The organism is Pandoraea sp. NPDC090278, from assembly GCF_044772185.1.
GTDB lineage: Bacteria > Pseudomonadota > Gammaproteobacteria > Burkholderiales > Burkholderiaceae > Pandoraea.
The window spans coordinates 83,776-104,028 of the sequence record NZ_JBIVYJ010000005.1; the positions used below are offsets into that span (position 1 = coordinate 83,776).

Annotated in this window: 7 protein-coding genes and 2 pseudogenes; 1 reads left to right on the top strand and 8 read right to left on the bottom strand. The window is 65.8% G+C overall.

Annotated elements, in window-relative coordinates; genetic code table 11:
• From ACIQWO_RS18305 to macA, 3 genes and pseudogenes are all read right to left on the bottom strand, one after another.
• Window positions 1–1,272 (bottom strand): annotated as a pseudogene (locus ACIQWO_RS18305) (ABC transporter permease); the annotation flags it as partial.
• A gap of 81 nt (window positions 1,273–1,353) precedes the next feature.
• Window positions 1,354–2,025 (bottom strand): annotated as a pseudogene (locus ACIQWO_RS18310) (ATP-binding cassette domain-containing protein); the annotation flags it as partial.
• Between the two features lie 96 nt (window positions 2,026–2,121).
• A complete protein-coding gene (gene macA / locus ACIQWO_RS18315) occupies window positions 2,122–3,327 on the bottom strand; it encodes a macrolide transporter subunit MacA (RefSeq protein WP_402827075.1) in 1,206 nt (401 codons plus the stop codon).
• Between the two features lie 355 nt (window positions 3,328–3,682).
• Here macA and ACIQWO_RS18320 point away from each other — a divergent pair, with 355 nt between their 5' ends.
• Complete coding sequence (locus tag ACIQWO_RS18320; RefSeq protein ID WP_039399799.1) at window positions 3,683–4,318, top strand: trimeric intracellular cation channel family protein; 636 nt, start codon at window positions 3,683–3,685, stop codon at window positions 4,316–4,318.
• 91 nt (window positions 4,319–4,409) lie between these two features.
• Here ACIQWO_RS18320 and ACIQWO_RS18325 read toward each other — a convergent pair whose 3' ends face one another.
• The 5 genes from ACIQWO_RS18325 to ACIQWO_RS18345 form a co-directional block, all read right to left on the bottom strand.
• Entirely contained in the window at window positions 4,410–16,589 is a 12,180-nt protein-coding gene (locus tag ACIQWO_RS18325; RefSeq protein ID WP_402827078.1) for a filamentous haemagglutinin family protein, read from the bottom strand.
• 211 nt (window positions 16,590–16,800) lie between these two features.
• Window positions 16,801–17,811, bottom strand: coding sequence for a FecR family protein (locus tag ACIQWO_RS18330; RefSeq protein ID WP_402827081.1), 1,011 nt, complete (start codon window positions 17,809–17,811; stop codon window positions 16,801–16,803).
• Window positions 17,812–17,899: 88 nt separating this feature from the next.
• Window positions 17,900–18,508, bottom strand: a complete 609-nt coding sequence (locus ACIQWO_RS18335; RefSeq protein WP_402827084.1) for an RNA polymerase sigma factor — start codon at window positions 18,506–18,508, stop codon at window positions 17,900–17,902.
• Window positions 18,481–19,212 (bottom strand): STN domain-containing protein, encoded by a 732-nt coding sequence (locus ACIQWO_RS18340; RefSeq protein ID WP_402827087.1) that lies wholly within the window; start codon window positions 19,210–19,212, stop codon window positions 18,481–18,483. The genes ACIQWO_RS18335 and ACIQWO_RS18340 overlap by 28 nt, the downstream gene beginning before the upstream one ends.
• A gap of 216 nt (window positions 19,213–19,428) precedes the next feature.
• Complete coding sequence (locus ACIQWO_RS18345; protein WP_402827090.1) at window positions 19,429–20,118, bottom strand: RNA polymerase sigma factor; 690 nt, start codon at window positions 20,116–20,118, stop codon at window positions 19,429–19,431.
• Window positions 20,119–20,253: the final 135 nt, after the last annotated feature.

The window sequence follows — 20,253 nt, forward strand, 5'->3', positions numbered from 1 at the left end:
TCAATCGCGTGCAAGCGCTTCGACCGGATCCAGCCGCGCGGCATTGCGCGCTGGCATGAACCCGAACACCACGCCGATGAGCGTCGAACACAGGAAAGCCGTGACGACCGAGCCCATCGAAAACACCATCTTCCACTTCTCGACGAACAACGAGAACAGGAAGCTCGCCCCGAACGAGAGCGCAATCCCGATCGCGCCGCCCATCAGACACACCATGACGGCCTCCACCAGGAACTGCTGCATGATGTCGCTCTGACGCGCCCCGACCGCCATGCGGATGCCGATCTCCCGCGTACGCTCCGTCACCGACACGATCATGATGTTCATCACGCCGATGCCGCCCACGACCAGCGAAATCACCGCGATCAGCGACAGCAGCAGCGTGAGCGACTGACTCGTCTTCTCGACTGTCTTCACCACGCTGTCCATGTTGTACGTGAAGAAGTCCTTGCGGCCGTGACGCTGCGTCATGAGCGTCTCCAGACTCTTCTCGGCGGCCTTGCTCGGCTGACCGTCACGCACACGCACCGTGATGCTGTCGACATTGCGCTGACCGAACAGACGCCCCGCCGCCGTCGTGTAAGGCACCCAGATGTTCAGGCTCTTCGTGTCGCCGAACGCGCTCTTCTTCTCCACCGTCACACCGATCACCACGCACGGCAGATTGCCCACGAAGATCACTTCGCCCAGCGGATTCGGATTCGCGCCGAACAGCTTGCGACGCGTGTTCTGGTCGATCACGGCGACCTGCGCCTGACGCCGCACTTCGTCGGCACCGAACGCAATACCCTGCCCGATCTTCATGCCGCGCACCTGGAAGAAGTGCTCGCCCACGCCCGTCACCATCGCGCTCGCGTCGACATTGCGATAACGCAGCAGCAGACTGCGAGCCGTCTCGGGCGTCGCGCTGTCCACGTAAATCTGCTCGGAAAGCGCATGCACGTCCTCGGGCACGAGCGTCTGAATCGCCGTCGCGCGGTTGTCGCCCCAGTCCTTGCCCGGATAGATGTTGATCGTGTTCGTGCCGATGCTGCCGATCTCGGCCAGCATGTAGCGCTTCGCCCCTTCGCCAATGGCGACGATGGAGACGACCGACGTAATACCGATGATGATCCCGAGCATCGTCAGGAACGTGCGCAGCCGGTGCGAGATCAGCGCGATCCACGCCATGCGGAACGCCTCGGCAAAGCGATCGATGCCCCCCGTCCAGCGACGCGGCGGAATCGCACCGCCATGACTGGCGTTCACCGAAGCGGGATCTGCGGCCGGGGCCGACGACGTCATTGAAGCAACCACGGCTTCCTCCGCGGCCTCTTCCGGCGACGGGACATCCGGCTCGATCTCCACCGGCGTGTTCTCACGGTCGGCCACGATCTCGCCGTCGCGAATCTCGATGATGCGGCGCGCGTGTGCGGCGACCTTCTCGTCGTGGGTCACGATGATGACCGTGTGCCCCAGCGCGTTGAGCTCCTTGAGAATGCGGATGACCTCACGGCCGCTGCGCGTATCGAGTGCGCCGGTCGGCTCGTCGGCCAGAATCACGTCGCCGCCGTTCATCAGCGCGCGCGCAATACTCACGCGCTGCTGCTGACCGCCCGACAACTGGCTCGGACGATGTTCCGTGCGGTCGGCCAACCCGAGCCGCTCCAGCAGCATCACCGAGCGCGCACGACGCGCCGCATGTGGCGTGCCGGTGTACACCGACGGCATCTCCACGTTCGACGCCGCGTCGAGGTGCGGCAACAGGTGGTAGCGCTGGAAGATGAAGCCGAAGTGCTCGCGACGCAATTGCGCGAGCGCGTCCGCATCGAGATCGCGCGTCTCGCGCCCCGCAACGCGGTAGCTGCCTTCGCTCGGATGGTCGAGACAGCCGAGGATGTTCATCAGCGTCGACTTGCCCGAGCCGGACGCCCCCATGATCGCGACGATCTCGCCTTCTTCGATGGTGAGATTGACGTCACGCAACACGGTCACATCACGCTCACCGGCCGGAAAGCGCCGGGTGATGCCCGTGAGCTCCAGCATCGGGTGCGGACGGACGTCGGAAGCCTGCACAGCGGCTTGCGACGCTTGTGACACAGAAGACGTACCGGCAGCTTGAGTCATCGCGCTCGTCTCCCCTTATTGGGACGCACCGGACGAGGTGTCCGTCGAGGCCTGCGTGCTGTCGCCCGCCTCGCCGATCACGACGCGATCGTCGGCCGTAAGACCTTCTTTCACCTCGACCCGCACGTTGTTATTCAGTCCGGTGACGATCTGACGCGTCACCGCCTTGCCATCGGCCTTGCCCTCCGCAGGCAGAACGCGCACTTCGTAACGGTCCGGGCCGACCTTCTTGCCCAGCGCCGCCACCGGCACGCTGAGCGCCTGCTTGGCCGTGCCGAGCAGCACGTTGACCTGCGCCGTCATCGAAATGCGCAGACGATGGTCGGGGTTCGGCACTTCGAACAGCGCGTTGTAGAACACGGCCGTGTTGTTGCGCGTCGCGCCACCGCCCAGCGTGCTTTGTGTGTCGAGGAAGTTCTGCGGGGCCGGTTCGATGGCGCGCAGCTTGCCGTAGTAACGCTTGTCCGGGTCGCCCAGGATCGTGAAGTACGCAGTCTGTCCCGACGAGATACGGATGACGTCGGCTTCCGAGACCTGCGCCTTCACGGTAATGGTGTCCAGATCCGCCAGCTTAAGAATCACCGGCGCTTGCTGCTGCGCGATCACGGTCTGGCCTTCCTGCGTGACGATGGCGACGACCTGACCGTCGATGGGTGCGTCGATGCGCGTATAGCCCACGTTCGCTTTCGCCGATTCGATGGCTACGCTCGCCTTGCGGATCTGGGCGTCGAGGCCGTTCAGCGTGGCGCGCTGCACGTCCAGATTGGCTTGCGCCGACTCGAAGTCCTGACGGGACGTTGCGTCATCCGGCAGCATCTGACGCTGACGAGCAAAGGCCAGTTCGGCCTGCTTGAGTTGCGCCGCTGTCGAGCGCTTTTGCGCCTGAAGGTTCTGCTCGTCGGCCTCAGCCTGACGCAGGCCGTTCTGTGCGAGCACCGGATCGATTTGCGCGAGCCACTGCCCCTTCGTCACCTTATCGCCCAGCTTGACCTTGAGTGACTTCAACTGCCCGCTGACCTGTGCGCCGACGTCCACCTGCTGGAACGCACCTAGCGTGCCCGTGGCGAGCACCGTGTTTTCGAGGTCGGTGCGCTCCACCTTGGCGCTGAGGTACTGCGGCACCTTCGGGGTCGCGAGACTGCGCAGACCGAGTGCCACGAGAACGATAAGCACAACGAGGCTGGTAACGAGATAGGGCCGACGGCGAATGAACTGGATCATGGAACGAAGTTGGCGATCAAAAAGACACGTCCGGGACACGTCAAAAGGGCTTCACTCGTAGCGCATTCGGGCCGGTGGGCCGGTCGGTCTGTCGTCCGGAAGATCGGTCGATCTACCGGTCAGTGCCGTCCCGGTCGCGTCGGGCACGCTTCGGAGCACAAAAGGATGAGATTTTAAGGGGTTTGCATGACGGGTGGGGCGGCTTTCCCGCGTCTGTCGTTTCGTTGCAGGCAGTGTCGCACCCGCGACAGACGCTGAATACTTGTACAAATCACAGTTTCAGGCCCACCCAAGAGGCAAAAAACGGGAAAAAGCACCTGAAGTGATATATTCGCCCGGCATTGCAAGGGACATCATGAAAACAGAAATCTTCTACGCCCTGTACCTCATCGCCATCGTCACGGAAGCGATGTCGGGGGCCATCATGGGGATGCAGCGCGGCATGGACCGCTTCGGGCTCGCCTTCGTCGGCATGGTGACGGCGCTCGGCGGCGGGACCATTCGCGACGTGCTGTTCGGTCGCCATCCGCTCGTCTGGATCGCGCATCCGGAGTACCTGCTGCTCACCCTCGGCGCGGCGACGCTCGCGTCCATCGTCGCGCGCCACATTCACCGGCTGCGCATGACGTTCATTACGGTCGACGCCATCGGCCTTGCCGCCTTCACGATTCTGGGGTGCGATATCGGTATGACCGTGAGCACGAGCCCGGTCATCGTGGTGCTCGCCGGGGTGCTGACTGGGATTGGCGGCGGTATGCTGCGCGACTTGCTCTGCGGACAGGTGCCGCTGGTACTGCGCCGCGAGATGTACGCGAGCGTGGCGTGCATCGCGGGTGCGATGTACGTGGCCATGCTGCATTTTGGCGTGCCGAACGGCGTGGCGACGGGCGTCGGCTTCGTCGCGGGCTTCGTCATCCGCATGCTGGCCGTGTGGTTCGGCTGGCGCTTTCGCACATTCGAGGACGAAGCGCCGTCCGAGCCGTTGCACTGATCCTGACCGACTGACGCACTGACGGGACCGGCCATCGCCGGTCCCCTCCGCACTTCCTCACATTCGCCGTCCGTCGACGGCGTCCAAGGTCTTACCGGTCTGCGCGCAACTGCGCCCGCTCGGCCGCTGTTAGCAACGACGTGGCACGCGGGCTGAGATCGTCGCCGTGGCCGACGATCTGCACACGACTGCGTCGGTCGTAGGTCCCGGTCTGCGCCGCCCCCTGCACACTGCCGTCGTCCTGCGCCCCGCCCGGCGACGCGCCGCGATCCCCCGTCCCGCTCACCGTACTCAGCATCCGCACGGTGAAGATCGACGATTGGTTCTGACGCTGCGACACCCGCTCGCGCGCCATCGCGTCCTGTGCCGCCGAGGCCGCCTGCGCAGCGGTAGCGCTCGCGTTCGTGAGCGCCCCGACGTTGACCGCCGCGATCACCGGCAAGCCCGTCGACTTGCCCTGCACCTGCACGTTGGCCGCATTGACCACCGCCAGCGCCGCGAAGTTGACGTTGCCCGACACGCGAATCCCGGCTTCCCCCGCGTCGATGGTCCCCAGCGGCGCGACCAGATCGACGTCGCCCGGCTTCACTTCGGGAATCGGATTGAGCGTAGCAATCCCCGCCCCGGCACTGGGGACGTTTGGCGACAAGGTCACGTTGCCCCACGCGTCGTACACGCGCTTGGGCGGGGTGTAGAGCACCGTCGTCTTCGAGCCGCGTCCCGCGTTGATGTCCCCTTCGGCCGACCAGCCCTGAATCGCCCCGCCAAACGTCGTCATCACGCGTGACAGACCCAGCAGAATGCTGCCCTGACTGAAGATGCGAATCGCACCCTCGCCCTGCGTCAGCAGCCCGGCGGGGACCGTCGTCGCCACAGTGGATGGTGTCACGCCCTCCACGCCGAGCGTCGTCTGTCCGGCAGGCACGAGCAGGTCGATGTCGCCGCCCGCAACCGTGCGGATGCCACCGTTCGATGCCGTGCCCTGGAACATCGTGAGACCGCCCTGGCGCGCAATGGGCTGTCCGTTCGCGTCCGTCTGCGGAAACAGCGTGGCGATGGCTTCGCGACCGCGCAGATAGCTGCCGAAACGTTTGCCCGACGCATCGTTGTACTCACGCCCGGACGCCAGCAACTCGGCGTAGTACACGTCGCGCGCGAAGACCCGCTGCTGTGCGGCGGGCAACGTCAGGAACCATGCCAGCGCGCTCGCACCGCCGGTGCCCGTGTAACCGAAGCGCGTGCGCAGCCAGTCGAGCAACTCGGTGTCGTACGTCTTAACCACCTTGCCAGGCTGACTGGCGAGCGGCTGCGACGGGTCGGCAAGGTTCGCAGCATCGAAATATCGCCGCGCAAACGCCGCCACATCCGTCTGCCCCACCCCGGGCACACCTGCGCCCAGCCCGGCTTGCACGACCACGTTCGCGCCCGGCCGGTTATCGCCCGGCACCAGCGAGCCGAGGCTCGTGAAGTTCGCCACGTTGCCGAGGTAGACATCGCCGCCCGCCGAGACTTCCAGCGTGCCGGGGCCAGTCACGGTGAAGCCGTTGTTGAAGGTCCCGCTGTAGAAGATGTTGCCGCCCGCCGCGAGCATCGAGATGTCGGACGGAAGCGTCTGATTGATCAGACCGCTGCTGTTGACGATGTCCCGGCCCGCGATCATCTGCACCGGCTTCGACGCCCAGTAGTAGGTGACGTTGCCCGCAGGCGTGTAAATCGTGCGCATCTGCCCGATGTTGACGCTCTGAATGTCGCCATTCAACGCGTAGACACGGGAGATCGCGCTGTCGCCGTCCGCACTCGTGTCAGTCAGCGTGTTGGGGCCGAACAGAAAGAGCCCCCCGCCCGTGCCAGCGTACCGGTTGGAACTCGGGTTGTAGGTGGAAGCGTAGATGGTCTGATAAGTGATGCTGTCGTACCCGCTCCCACCGTTCCAGTTGTTCGATGTCGTGGGGGTCTGCCAGCCCGGCTGGAACGGCGTCACCATCGTCGAGAGCGACGTGCCGAGCGTGCCGAACGGCGCAGACGAGTTGCTGACGTTGTTCCGGCTGACCCCCGACACATTCCCGTTCGCCAGCAACTGGAAGCGGCTGTCCGGCGACGGCATCAGGTAGTCGACGAACTGTCGCGGCGCAAGGTACACGCTGCCCCCGGCCGACGTCACGTCGAGAATCGGCGGCAGATATTCGGTACTGCTGAACTCCGAGGTCGTGTTGCCCAGCGGCGACGCATTGCCACCCGCCGAGAACAGCGACAGCGCCGTGTCGTTATGCCACAACGTGAACCAACTCGCCGCGTTGGTGCTCACGCCGTTCAGGGTCGCCTGCGTCTGCACACGCTCTTCCGCGCGCCCCGGATCGACCACGCGGCCCATCACGAGATCGCCCAGTGCAGGCAAAGTCACCGATCCATCGCCCGGTGCCACGCTCGCGCCCCCGCGACTGAGGGCCGAATACGCCTGATGGCTGCTCAGCCCACGCGGATCGTCCGACAACGCCACGCCGTAGTCGCGCAGCAACATCGCACCGATGTTGCCGTCGGCCGTCACACGCGTATCGCCACGAATATCGCTGTACAAACCGCCGAAGATGTTGCCGCCCGCCGCCACGTTCAGCGCGCCGCCGCCGGTCTGGACGACGCCGCCACCTGTCACGCGGCCAGAGCCACCCACCGCCACGACGATATTGCGCTTGGACGTCGAGTCGTCCGTACCGATGTTGCCGCCCGCGCTCACATTGACCGTGCCGCCCCCCAGCGCCCCCATCCCGGAGAACGCGGCCAACCCCAGCGTCGAGCCGTTATCCAGCGCATAAGTGCCGAAGTTGATGGCCCACGCCGTCGGTTGATTCAACGCCGCGCCGCCCTGGCGCAGCACCCAGTTGCCGACCATCTCCGTGTTCGGCTCCTGCCAGCCAAGGATGTTGCCGCCAGCGGAGAGCGTGAAGTTGCCGCCGTCCTGCGTGTACCACATGCGCTGCGCGTTGAGCGTGGCTTCGTACGCCGCGCGCGCGGACACCTTGTTGCTCAGATAGGTGCCGTCTGCGGCGAGCGCGCGCGGGGCGTTCCACGCCGTGCCAGAGCCTGTGCCTTCCACGGATGTACCGGCCGTGTACACACCGAACGGCGAGAGTTGCTGATAGTCGCCCGCCGCATAGAGATCGAGATTGCCCGTCCCCGTCCGCACAACGCTGATGCCCGGTCCGGGCAGGCCTGCCCCTTTGCCCAGCACGTTGATGGTGAACGGGTCGTTGAGCACGATGTCTCCACCCTGTACGCCTCCCTTCACCGCACGCGAGTCCGCGCTCGCAAGATCGCTGCCGCCGACCATGCGCATCGACCACGACTGCATGCCGGGGTCGAGCATCGGGGCGATGGCCCAGATCGGGCGGCTGCCGACCTGCGCGTCCCCCGTCGACACGTACATGCCGGTCGGCAGCACACTGCCCTGCGCCACTTCCAGCGGTGTGGTCAGCGCGTAGTTCTTGATCGGGGCAATGGACACGTTGGCGGGCCACGTCATGGCCGCAACCTTCATGACGTAAGCGCCGGTGTCCGCGAACTGGATAGCGTTCATGCCCGCCTTGAGGATCGTACCGGGCGGCAGCGTCAGATTGCTCGCCGTCGTCCCCACGATGCCCACGAGCGCCGTTGTGTTCGTCCCTGCCGCAATGCGATACCCGCCCGCACCGACCATCGTGCCGTTCTTCATCGTGTAGCCCTGCGGCAGGATGATGTCGGCCGTCGTCACCACACCGCTCTTGATACGGTTGCCCGAAATCGAGTTCCCGCCGAGTACCACGTCGATGGGCAATCCCACCGTATTGGACAAAGACAACGGCGTGTTCGCGACGATGTTCAGCGCGAAGTTCAGCGTGCCGGTGGCGGGCAGCTTCGTGCCAACGCCCAGCGTCATGCCGCCAGCCGCCACCGTATAGGGACCGGTGAGCGTAACCGCAGAGAGCACCGTCTGATAGATCGCGCCATCCGGCGACGACACCGGCACGCCAAAACCGTCGGTTACGCTGCCGTTGATCTTGAGATCGCCGCCCGCGCGCAGGACGAGTACACCCGGCTCGCCCGAGCCGCGCACGCCGCTTACGACACCCGGGCCGTAGCGATAGCCCGACAGATCGAGGTCGCCCTTGGTGTTGATATCCCCTGCGCTCGAAATCTCGACGCCGGGCCGCAGATGGAACGCGCCGCCGTAGGTCGCAAGACCTGCGAGGCGCGACTGCAACGCCGCATTGCGCGCCGCGTTGTCCATGAACTGACGGCTGCGTGCGTCGATCTGCGCGAGGCCTACGACGCCATCCGCCCCCACCGGTGCACCCGACGCGTCGCCATTGTCCTGCGTTACCGTACCGTTGGCGTCCGTGGGCGAGTATTTCCAGAAGCCGTTCACCGCGATGCTGCGTGCGCCACGAATGTCAGGCTGCGCCGACGCATCGATGCGAATATCCCCGCCGGTCTCATCAGTGCGTGGTGCGTTGATGTCGATCTGACCACGCGCCACGCCATCGGGTGAGCGCATGTCGAAACGCGCTCCGTTGCTCAGCCGCACGGTGCCGCTCGTTGCCGTGAGCGCAATGCTGCCGCGATTGGAGGCGTCGACACTCGCACCATAGCTGTCGGTCACCAGCGTGCTGGCACGCGTGTCGAGGACCGCCGTACCGGCCAGCGTCAGGTCACCCAGCGCCGAGAGGATGATCGTGCCGGGCGTCGCGCCTGTGGCATCGATGGTGCCGGTAACGGCCAGATTTCCGCCATCGGTCGAAATGCTGACACTGCCTGCGCGAACGCCATCGCCCACCGTCAGATCGCCGTGCCGCAGACGGAAGCTGCGCGCGGCGAAGAATCCGCCGTCGGTGAGTCGTTGATTGAGTGCGCCGAAGCGCTCGCCACTCATGCTGCCGACGTCGAGCGAGAACTGACCGCTAGGCTGCCCCTGTGCCGACGTCCCCAGCAAACTGCCGTCGACGACCACTTGCCCATTGGCCGCACTCAGACTCACCGAGCCACCCGCCGCGTGCTTTGCCGAGACGTCGATCACCGAACCGCTTTGCAACTGGACGTCGCCGTTCGCGCTCGCGAAAAGCACCTTTCCGCCCCAGCTCGGTTGTGTCACATCGAAGAACGTCGTATCGCGCCCCGCCAGATCGAGACGCGCGTCCGTGCCGAGCGTGAGTGCGCCGTCTGCATCGACGGAAAGCTTGCCGCTCGGCAGCGCCACCGCTGTGTCGATGGACACGCTACTACCCTTGAGCGCGAGCGATGCCCCGAGATCGTGGATCGCCGATGTGTCAGACGGCTGCACGCCCGGGAGCGTCGCCAGCGTGATTGCACCGCCCGCGTTGTAACGCATCGACGATCCCGCCTTGCCCGTGACGAGCGGCGTGACGATGTTCAGGTCGCCCCCGCTGCGCGCGCCGTTGGTGGCCTGTGTGCCACCTACCGTCAGCGTGCCAAGATGATTGGCCGTCACCTGATCGGACGCCTGCAACGTCACCCCGGAGAAGCCCAGCGCCAACCGGTCGAGTGCCGTCTGACTCTGCAGCTGCGTGAGGTCGTCATAGCCGAACTCGATGGTCTTCGCATCGATGAGCAGCTTGCCCGTGCCTGTGCCGGGGCCACCGGCGATCACGCTCGCGGGCGCTTGTGACGCGAACGGGTTGTCCGAAGTCCCCGCGCCCGTAGCGATGCCATTCCAGAGGAAATGCGCGGTGGACAGACGCACCACATCGGTACTGCTGCCCAGTCCGTAGAACGCTGGCGAGTTGAACGCCATCTGCACGGGCGAATCGCCAGTATCCAGCGTCGACGTGCCGAAGAAGTTGAAGGCCCCGCCAGCGGTCAGCGTCAGACGTTCGAGCGGCGGCAGGCCGGACGCCGTCGTCGGCCGCAGCAGTTTGTCGAGCACGCTCTGCGTCAACTGCCAGCCTGCCGGAAGCACACCCGCGTTGCGCGCCGCCGCCATGGCCGCCGTATCGCCGATGTTGATCTGGTTTTGCGAGACGGTGAGGTAACGCGCTCCGAGATTCACATCGCCTAGCGTCAGACCGCCCGGTGCCGCGAACGCTATAGTGCCGGGCGTGAGCAGCGAGACGCCGTCGCCTACGCTGACAGTGCCCATGCCGTCCGACGGCAGGAAGTCGAGCCACCCGTTACCCACCGCCAGCAGGCCCGGGTGATAAATCAGGTTCTGTCCTGCAAGCAGTCCCGTCGCGTAGACGTAGCCATAGCGCGAGTCGATGACGTTGTCGCCGAAGCCACGCGTGTCGAGGCTCGCGCCGCTTTCGACGTTGATCGCATTGCCCACGAGGAACAACTGCCCGGCGTGCACGTTGGCACCACTGCGCACGGTCACGCCGTTGTGGCTCAGGCCATCGTTACCGAAGTACAGACGCGCACTGTCGCCCTCCGAGCTGGTGCCCGCGAAGTACGTCCAGAAGCCGCCCAGACCGAGCGACGGCGCGGCAAAGGCGTTCAAGTCGCGGTCGACGAGCGAGACCATGCCCGCCGTGGGCGTAGTCCCTGGCGCGCGCACTTCCAGCACCGACGTGCCCGACATCACGACCATCGCTCCGTCCACGCCCGTCACGTCCGAGGTGCGCGCACCGTCAAAGCGCACGGTGCTGTCGAAACTCAGCGTTTCGCCCGGTGTCGTGGCAGGCGCGAGCGACAAGTTGAGCAGCTTGGCGTCTTCCGGTAGACGCGAGCGCACCGTGCCGAACTGCTTCGCCTGTGCGAGCAGGAACTCGCTGAACGACGTCTCGTTGAATTGCGAGACCTTACGCACCGTCGCGCCCGGCGTCACGATAAGGCGCGTGAGCTGATTGTCGTACTGCCCCGTGCCCGCCGTGCGCTGCACTCCGCTCGTGGTCCAGGAGCCATCGCCCGTCGCCATGACAGGCAGCGTGCCCTGACGCAACGCGACATTGCCCGCCAGCTCCACGCGGAAGGCACCGGGCATCAGCGCAAAGCTCGACGGCATCAGTGTGTAAGTCCCGGCGGGCAGCCCGGGCACGCCGTCGCCGATGGTGATCTGCTTGCCAAGCGCCGGATCGCCCGCCCCTTTGTCGAGGATCACCGGCGCGTATTGCCCGCGATAGCTCGGCACGATGGCGTAGACCTGATCGCCGGACTTGCTGTAGACGTTGGCCGCCGGATTCGCGTTGACGAGCGGCGTGTTCAGGACGTTGACGGAACCGCCGCGCCCCGAAACGAAGCCTTCTCCGTGCAACGTCCCACCGCCCGAGAGGTCGAGCACGGCCCCCGATTCGCCGATGAGATGCGACGCGCCGATGTTGATGCCCGTCACCAGCATGAGTCGGTCGGGCGACTTCACACCGCTGGTGTCGCCCCGCGTGACGAACGTGTCGGCGAGGTTGAAGGACGTCGCATAGCGTCCGCCGACGTTCAGACCGTTGTACGTCACGCCGTCGGTGGTGCCGCCGTAGGGGATTTCGAGCCCTGCGCCGCTGACCGACGTCAGGCTACCGTTGCGCAGAATCACGACAGGGTCGGTTTGCAAACCGCTCTGCGGGCCGACCTGCGAGAGCATGAGGACTTGTTGCCAATCGGTGCCGAGATTCCCACCGGTCGTGTTCAACGAGAGCGTGCCGAGCGGCGCACGCACGACACCGCCCTGATCGACCGTCCCGCCGATCAGAATCAGTTGCCCGAACACGGAGTACGGCACGTCGGGCACCGGCGACCCGTTCGAGCGAATCGTCAGGCGGCTGTCCTGCGCAATGCCATTAGTGCGATTGCCTGCAACGACCGCCGCGTAGGCCGACGACACCGGGTAAATCTGCGCGGCCGTGAGGTTGATGTTGCCTGCTGCATTCAGGCCGCCGTTCAGCCGGATGTCGCCTGCGCTCACGAGCGACAGATTGGCGAAGCCATCCTGTGCGACGTTCGTCTGCGGGGCCGTGACACCGCCCACGCTACCGATGCCTTCCCATGCGGTCGCGCCCGAGACGACACGTCCTGCTACGTCGATGAGATTCCCCGAGAACGTCAGCGCGCTATGTCCCGTCGGCGCTTGTCCGGGCGCAACGTTGTAGATCCCGGGCGCGTACGTCGTGAGATCGATGATCGACGGCGCATCCCACGAGCCGCCGTCCAGTCGGATATAAGGCGCGGCGATGCGCACTTGTGCGTCCGGCGTCAGCTTCGACACCGTCAGCAGACCGCCCTTGAGATTGACGCTGCCCGCCAGCGACAGGTCGAGATCGCCCTGAAACACGAATCGGTCGTGCGTGGAGAGCACCAGATTGTCGAAGCCGCCGTCGTGCAACTTATTCACGCCGATGACCGCCTTGCCGAATTGCAGCGGACTGATCGACGGGTCCGCCTGCGGGGCATTCTGCACCAGCGTGATGTCGCGCGGATTCGCTAACGCAGCAGGTAGCAGGTTCGCACCGGTGTACGCCCGGCTATCGAAATAGACGCCGAGCGTCCCGCCCGTGGCACCCGCACCAGAGGTGCCTGCGGCAGCGAGCAATGCGCCGTCGAGTGCGAAGCCATTGTTCGAATGCAACGTGATGCTGCCGCCGTCGCCAGCGAGCGTCGTCAGGGCGGAAGCGCCCAGCGCCGCTGTACCGGCCGTGCCGTCCACGCGGGCGGCAGCACCGGAGACGTCCACCACCGCGCCCGGACGAATGACGACGTACGCGTCGCTCTGGTTCACCGTGACGCTACCGCCGTCGGGTGCGATGCCGTACGTGCGGCCCAGCGTGTCGTAGGCGACGTAGGCGCGCCCAGCAGCGTCGAGTCGCGCGTCGTCGCCGATCCAGACGACGCGCATGGGATCGTTGACGTAGCCCTTGGCGGCGTTCTGCCCCGTCGCCGCGAGCGTGATGCTTCCACCCCAGGCGTTGAGCGTACCGTCGATGCTCAGCGAGCCTTCGCTGCTCAGACTGATCGCCTGCTTCGGATCGACGTTGATCGTCGCGCCGTGACCGACGCTCAGCGGCGCGGTCACGTTCGAGCCGTCGTAGCCTGCCACCAGCGAGAGGCTCGCGCCGCCACGCGGCGTCAGCGTAGCCGTCAGCGGGTTTTCGGTGTAGACCGGCGGCGTCCAGACGGAAAGCACTGTCGATGGATTACCACCGGTGCCGACGCTGCGCGCCTGATCGGGGTCTGCGCGCAGAATCGGCATCGCTACGTCGACGGTCGTGTTGTCGGCGACCGTCAGGCCGTCATGCCCGTTCACCACGTAGTTGGAGAAGCCCCGCTGGAACATCGCAGGATCGAGCGTCACCTGCGGCAACGCTGCACCTGTCGCTGCATTGGCTTGCGGACCTATGCCGACGGTGCCTGCCGTGGCAATTCGGAACGTCCCACCGCCCGTCATTCCGTAGCCGCGCACGTCGCCCAGCCACGTCAGACGCCCCGTCGTCGCGCCCCCGCTCACGCTGTGCCCGGCGTCGAGCGCGACGTCACCGCCTGCGCCACCGTCGACCGTGCCGTTCGCCCGCATGACCGCGCCCGACGACACGTCGAACAGTGCCCCGGTGCCGACAGCGACATCGCCGGAACTGACCAGCGAGACGTCACCGCCGCCAATGAACGGCAGCGCCGACGTGTTGTTTCCGTCGAGTGCGAGATTGCTCCACAGGCCCGAGGTGTCGAAGCGAACGCCCGCGGCGACCGACAGATTCGGGCCGGATGTTGTCGAGGCACTGTTCAACACGTTCTCGTACCGCACGCCGTTGTCGGTGATACTGCCGACGACGTTGCCCAACGTCATCGCACCGCCGTGCGCCGTGAGCGACGCACCGATGTCCACATGCGGCGCATACAGCGCAATCGTGCCGCCGGGCGCCACGCTCAGTGCACCGTCCACACGCAACGAATCGCTGGCTGCCGCCCGGATTGCCCCGAGGCCGAACAAGCTCACATAACGGCTGTCGACGGCAATCGTGGTAGCGGCCTGACTCGTGCCGCTCGCAGCAGGTGCATCTCCGGTGAAGACGATCGTGCTCGCCACCGGCGTCAGGTTGTAGAACACGCCCGTCAGACCGTTCGACGGGGTCCAGTTCGCGACCGACAGATAGTTGCCGAACACCAGCTCCGCCCCGCGTGCGACGGCCTGCTGCGCTTGCGCGTAGCCATCCGCCACGGTGGCATCCGCGCCCTTGACCTGCGACGGTCCCTGATAGGTTGCGGTGACGAGATCCCCGGCCAGCGATGCTGTCGGCGTGGAGACGATCAGACGCCCCGCATCGCGCCCGACGGTGTAGCCGTTTTGCAGCACCTGCGTCGGCGCGATCAGTGGACTCGCATACGATTCCGTGGCCGTCGATCCCCATCGCGGATGCAGCACTTCAAAGCCCGAGTACACACCGCTGTAGGCCATGCCTGCGGGAGCCGAATTGGCGTTGTAGAGCTGACCGTCCGCGCCTCTGAGCCACGTCTGATTCAGGTAGCCCGTCTGCACGTTGAGCGAGCCGCCGGAGACGTTGATGACCGAGCCAGCCTCCGTCACCGCATTGCCGCCGCCCAACGTGACCGTGCCACCCTGCGCCGCCCACTCCCCGATGCCGTGGCCGAGGTTGTCGAGATAGCCGCCGACTTCCAGCAACCCACCCGCCGTGTAGTAACGGTCCTTGTCGTAGCCGCCGACGCCTGCCGCCGTGTGCAACAGCCGACGCCGATCGATCCAGATATTCGCGTTGTTCAGCGCGCCCTGATCGCGGTTGGTCGGGGCATCGCGCTGCTCGTTACCCTGAACGTTGACCTTGACGTTGTTGCTGTCCATCGAGAGCGACACGCCGACAGCGCCCGACACATCGAGCTGCGCACGATTGGCGACGAGGCTGCGGCCCGTCGCGCTCACCGCGATCTGACCGCCCGTGGCGAGCGTGAGCGAGTCGCCCTGAAACTCGACGTTGCCACCGCTGACGATCTCCACGCGCGACTGATCGCGACGGTCGTCCAGACGCGAGAGATTGTCGAAGAGTCCCGCCGGATTCTGGCGACGGATGAAGTCCTGCGCCGCCGAGTCCTTCATCAGCGACTGACGCTGACTGTCGAGTGCAGTCGCCCCGTTATCGCTGATGAGGATCGACGTCAGCGCGCCGTTGCCCAACGTCACTTTGCCCAGCGTGTCGCTGGCGGAGTTCAGCAAGTGGATCGTGCCGCGCGTGTTGACGGTCGTCGTCGACACCGCCGTACCGAGTTGCTGCACGTCGCGTCCTGCCAGCGTGATGTCGCCTTCCGGGGCCATCAACAAGCCCGAGTTGACGACCTTTCCGGCGACGCTTTGCGCGACGAACTGCGGCGCAATCTCATTGCCCCGCGTGGTCGACGCAGTGTTGGCGTCGCTGGCCACGCCCTTGCGGATCACGAAGCTGTCGCCAGCGGCGAGTGCAACCTGCCCTTGCGGCGTGACGATGGTGCCCGCATTGCTCACCTCACGGCCCACCAGCATGACGTAGCCGCCGCCCTGCGTGACCGATGTCGGCGTGCGCGTCACGATGTTGGCACCGGCCTGCACTTCGACTTTGCCCAGCGCGTCGGTGAACGTCGGTGCCGTGCCGTTCGCACCGTAGAGGCCGCCCGTCTGGAATTGCGCGTCCGTCATCTTCGCTGCTGCGACGACCAGATTACGCGTGTCGATCTGACTCGTGCCACCGAAGATCACGCCGTTGCGGTTCAGGATCAGCACAGTGCCGTCGCCGTGAATCTGGCCTTGAATCTGGCTCGGACGTGCGCTCGGATCGTTCACGCGATTGAGCACCGCCCAATCGCTCTGCTGCGCGAAATTGACCGACGTGTTGCGTCCGACGTTAAACGTCTCCCAGTTCAGAATCGCCTTGTCGGCTGTCTGCTGGATGTTGACGTTGGTCTTGCCGTTGGATGCCGATTGCGTCGGCGCGTTGGCGTTGATCCAGCCCGTCGTCAGGCTGTTCGTGTCGACTTTGAGGCCGCCCTCAGCGAGGCCGTCGGGGATCGTGGCATCGGTGTTGGCTGCCGCTGCGCGCGCATTTGCCTGCGTTGCCTGCATCGCTGCGATGTTCTGCGCCGCCGAACTCAGGTTCGCGATCGAGCGTTGCAGTTGCGCGTTGGCCTGTTGCTGCTGTGCCGACGGATCCATCAGCGTCGTCACCGGCATGCCGTTCGGCAGACGGCCCGTTTGCGTTGCCGTCGCCTGCGCTGCGCCGCGTGCGGCGAACCACGCATTGCTGAATGCCTGTTGTGCGTGCGCCGTTCCCCACAGGCCACCGCTAGCCAGTACCACGGCGACGGCCTGCGTGATCGGTGTCACGGTGCAGGCGCGCCACCGCGCCGGAAGCGTCTGACGGTGTCGACGTGTCGTTGCTGTGCCCTGGTGCCCGCGTGTGCTCATCTGGAATTCAGCCTGTGGTGGATGCGTCCTCCTAAAGACACGCGCACTGCACAAAATCCACCAACTTTTTTGAAACCGTGAGAACCCAACTTCGCTACGCACCCCGCCCGACGGGCGTCGCAGCCGAACTTCAACTGAGGATCAGCAACCCGCCGGGCAAGGTGCGCGACGTCAGACCGAACGAGCGCTCGATCTGCAACAGCGCTTCGTTCAGGATAGCGATGGAAAAGCGCCCGCTCACCGGCTCGCTGCGACGCGCGTCGGCAAGCAACACCACGCGCCCGGGCCGGTAGCGATTGATTTCTTCGATGACTTTGACGAGCGGCGTCTGCCGGAACACCAGTTCGCCGCGACGCCATGCCGACACCGACGCCGGTTCGATACCTGCGACACCCCCGATGGCGTCGTCGCGATACACCGTCTGCTCGCGTGCCACGAGGCGTCGCTCGCCAGCGGGATGCTGCACGCGCACCGTGCCCTCAAGGCAGCTCACGCAAACCCGCCCGTCGAGATTGCGCACTTCGAAGCGTCCCGCATCGGAAACGCTGCGCCCTGCCCCGGCCACCACCGTGAACGGCTCGCGTGACGACGCCAGATCGACGGCCACTTCGCCCGTGATCAGGTTAAGCCCTTCGGTGCGACGACTGACGCTCGTCTGCGTGTTGAGGACGACATTGGCGCGACCGGCCAGTGCGATATCACGCTGCTCGCCGGTCGCAGTGCGGTAATCGGCCGTCCATGTGCCTGCCGACGGCCACAGCCCGAACGGCGGATAGACCGCCGCGACACCGGCCAGCGCCGCTGCGCTCAGTCCCGCGCCCAAGAATGCACGCCTTCCGGCGAACACCGGTGCACGCTGAGCGACATCAGCATCGCCATGCATCAGACGTCGATGCCGTGCAGCGATCCCTGCGTCCGTCGACAGCAGTTCGCCGATAGCCGGACGCATGGCGTGCCACTGGCGCTTCGCGTCGTTGAACGCTTCGGCGTGCGCGGCGCTCGTCCCTTGCCAATGCCGGAACGCATGCACGTCTGCCTGCCGCACGTCGCCGCCCGTCAGACGGGCGAGCCAGATCCGCGCTTCCTGACGGAGCGCTTCATGGCGGTCTGCCTGCGTCGCGGTGGGTCGTGGTGTGCTCATGATCGCGTGTGTACCCGTGATGCAACGCCGCCACAGTCGGCGACGCGTCGCGTCACGTTTTTTTGGGTCTTCATAGAGATGACATGTTTCATGGCGTATTTCCGCCAACTTTTTTTGCGGACGTCGGCCGTCTTGTCGCGCGGGCGTCCGTATCCTGTCCCGGGCCTTCGCGGCGCGCCATCTGCTCGGCGCAGAAGTCCTGCGCGCGGCGCAGCTCATGCTCCACCACGCTCACCGTCACCCCCAGCCGCGCCGCCACTTCCTTTTGCGACAGGCCCTCCCAGCGCACGAGCAACAGAACGTCGCGACGACGCTCCGGCAAGCGCTGAATCACGCGCATGAGCGCTTCCATCTCCGCACGTGCCTGCGCCGTCTGTTCGGGGCCAGGCGTCGGGTCCGGCATCTCCAGAATCTCGTCGATCTCACCCGCACTCGCGTGTGGGCTGTGGCTGCGCAGATGGTTGATCGCGATGTTGGTGGCCATGCGCAGCAAGAAGCCATGCGGGTTGAGCACGGTCTCCTGATCTTCGAGCCGCGTGAGGCGCAGCCAGGTGTCGTGCAATGCGTCTTCGGCGAGTTCGGGACTGCGCAACGAGCGCACGAGATGGCGCTTCAGATCGCCATAGCGCTTCGACAGATAGGCCATCAAGGCCAGCCGGACTTCTTCGGTCACGATGGCCCCACGCCAGCGCGGCACGACGCACCGCCGCGCGACTCCGGCAGAATCAGCATGGCAAAGGGTTGGGGCATATCCGGCGACGGCGGCTGGGAGATGTGCACGTGCGACAGCGCGTCCACCAGCGCGCGCCCGACAGGCGTTTCGCCGGTCTCCGAGAGCACGCGCACGTCGACCACCCGCGCATCGGCCGTCACACGGAACCGCAACAGCGCACGGTAGCGGGTCTTCGACGTGCGCGCGTCCGCGCAGATGGCACGCCACACCTCCGACTGGACGAGGGCGTCATAGCCTGCGAGACGGGATGCTGTTTCGTTTTCAGAGGCCTCGCCCGCCGATGTCGGCGTTGTCGCAGGGACCAGCACGAAGGTCGTCGCGTCGGCGCTGCTGGCCGCTTCCACCGCCAGCCCGGTGCCGTCCACCAGACGCCGCAACGCCTCCAGCGCCGTGTAGCTGCCGGAGACTGGCGATGCGGTGCGACCGGCGACGAGCGCGCTGCTGAACAGCGCCGAGCGTCCCGAGACGGTGGAAAACCTTTCCAGTGCCATATCGAGCGGTTGTGCGGGGATGTCGAACGTGAACCGTCTGTCGTCGGCTCTCACGGTGAACGACTCCTGCGCTGCTGGCGTCTGCGCGCGACCCGCATCGCACACGCTCAGGAAAGACAGGCCGCACGCGATGCTTGCCAGCAAGCGTGCGCCAGCCAATGGCGGATGGCCTGTCATTTCGATGGGACGATCGTCGGAGTACGAAGAAGAGGTGGAGCCGTTGTCTCGCCTGCAATGTCGTTGAATATTGTGAACTTTCAGTGACAATCGACATTGTTGCGGGACGCCAGCCGTCTATACGACAGCCGGACCCGGCTTTACGGTGCGACGCCCCGCCATGCGCGCGTCCACACGGTGGAGAAGCGCTGCGAGAGATGCGCGACGCCTTGGGTCTCAGGCGTCGGCTTGCGAGCAGGGCGACGGTGCCGCAACAGCGGTCGCGACGGGGGCAGCCGTCTCGTCGGCAGCCCCCACTCGCCGCGCCGGACGACGCGACTCTGTGATCCCGCCAGCGGACTGACGGCCGGTCTGCTCGGCGCAGTAGTCGAGCGTCTGGCGAAGCAGCGTGTCTACCTTGCGCAGCGACAGGCCATGACGGGCGGCGACTTCCTCGCGCGTCAGATCGTCGATGCGCAACTCGACCAGCACCCGGCGATGGTGCCCCGACATCTCGCCAAGGGCACGGGCGAGCGCCGCCAGCTCCGAGCGTGCGCCCGCTACCGCCTCGGGTCCGGGGCCGTGGTCGGGCAGCACGTCGAACACCTCGTTCTCGTCCGCCAGCGACTCCCACATCCGGCGTCCCCGCATCTGATCGACGGCGAGGTTGTAAGCCATCCGAAATACATACGTCTCGCCCTTGTGCACGGCCTCGGGCAACGTGGCGCTGCCCAGACGCACCCACGCTTCGTGCAGGCTGTCGCTGGCCGTATCGTGACAGCCGATGCTGCGCGACAGACGCCGCAGCAAGCGGTCGTAGTTCGCCTCCAGACATTCCCGCAACACCTGCGTGGCCGTGCCCACGCTGCTTTCCTGCGCCTGCGCGGCACGCACCGCAGCTTCGACGCTGACATTGGTCAGATCCACGTCGCCGCTCCCGGTGCCTTGTCGCACTCGCCGTCCCTGCTTTCCCCGTAATGCCACTGCGCGAACATTGTGTGCCCCCCGATACCCATGAACGCTTGCGTCGGCCGTCGCTTTAATCGCGGGCCTCATTGACAT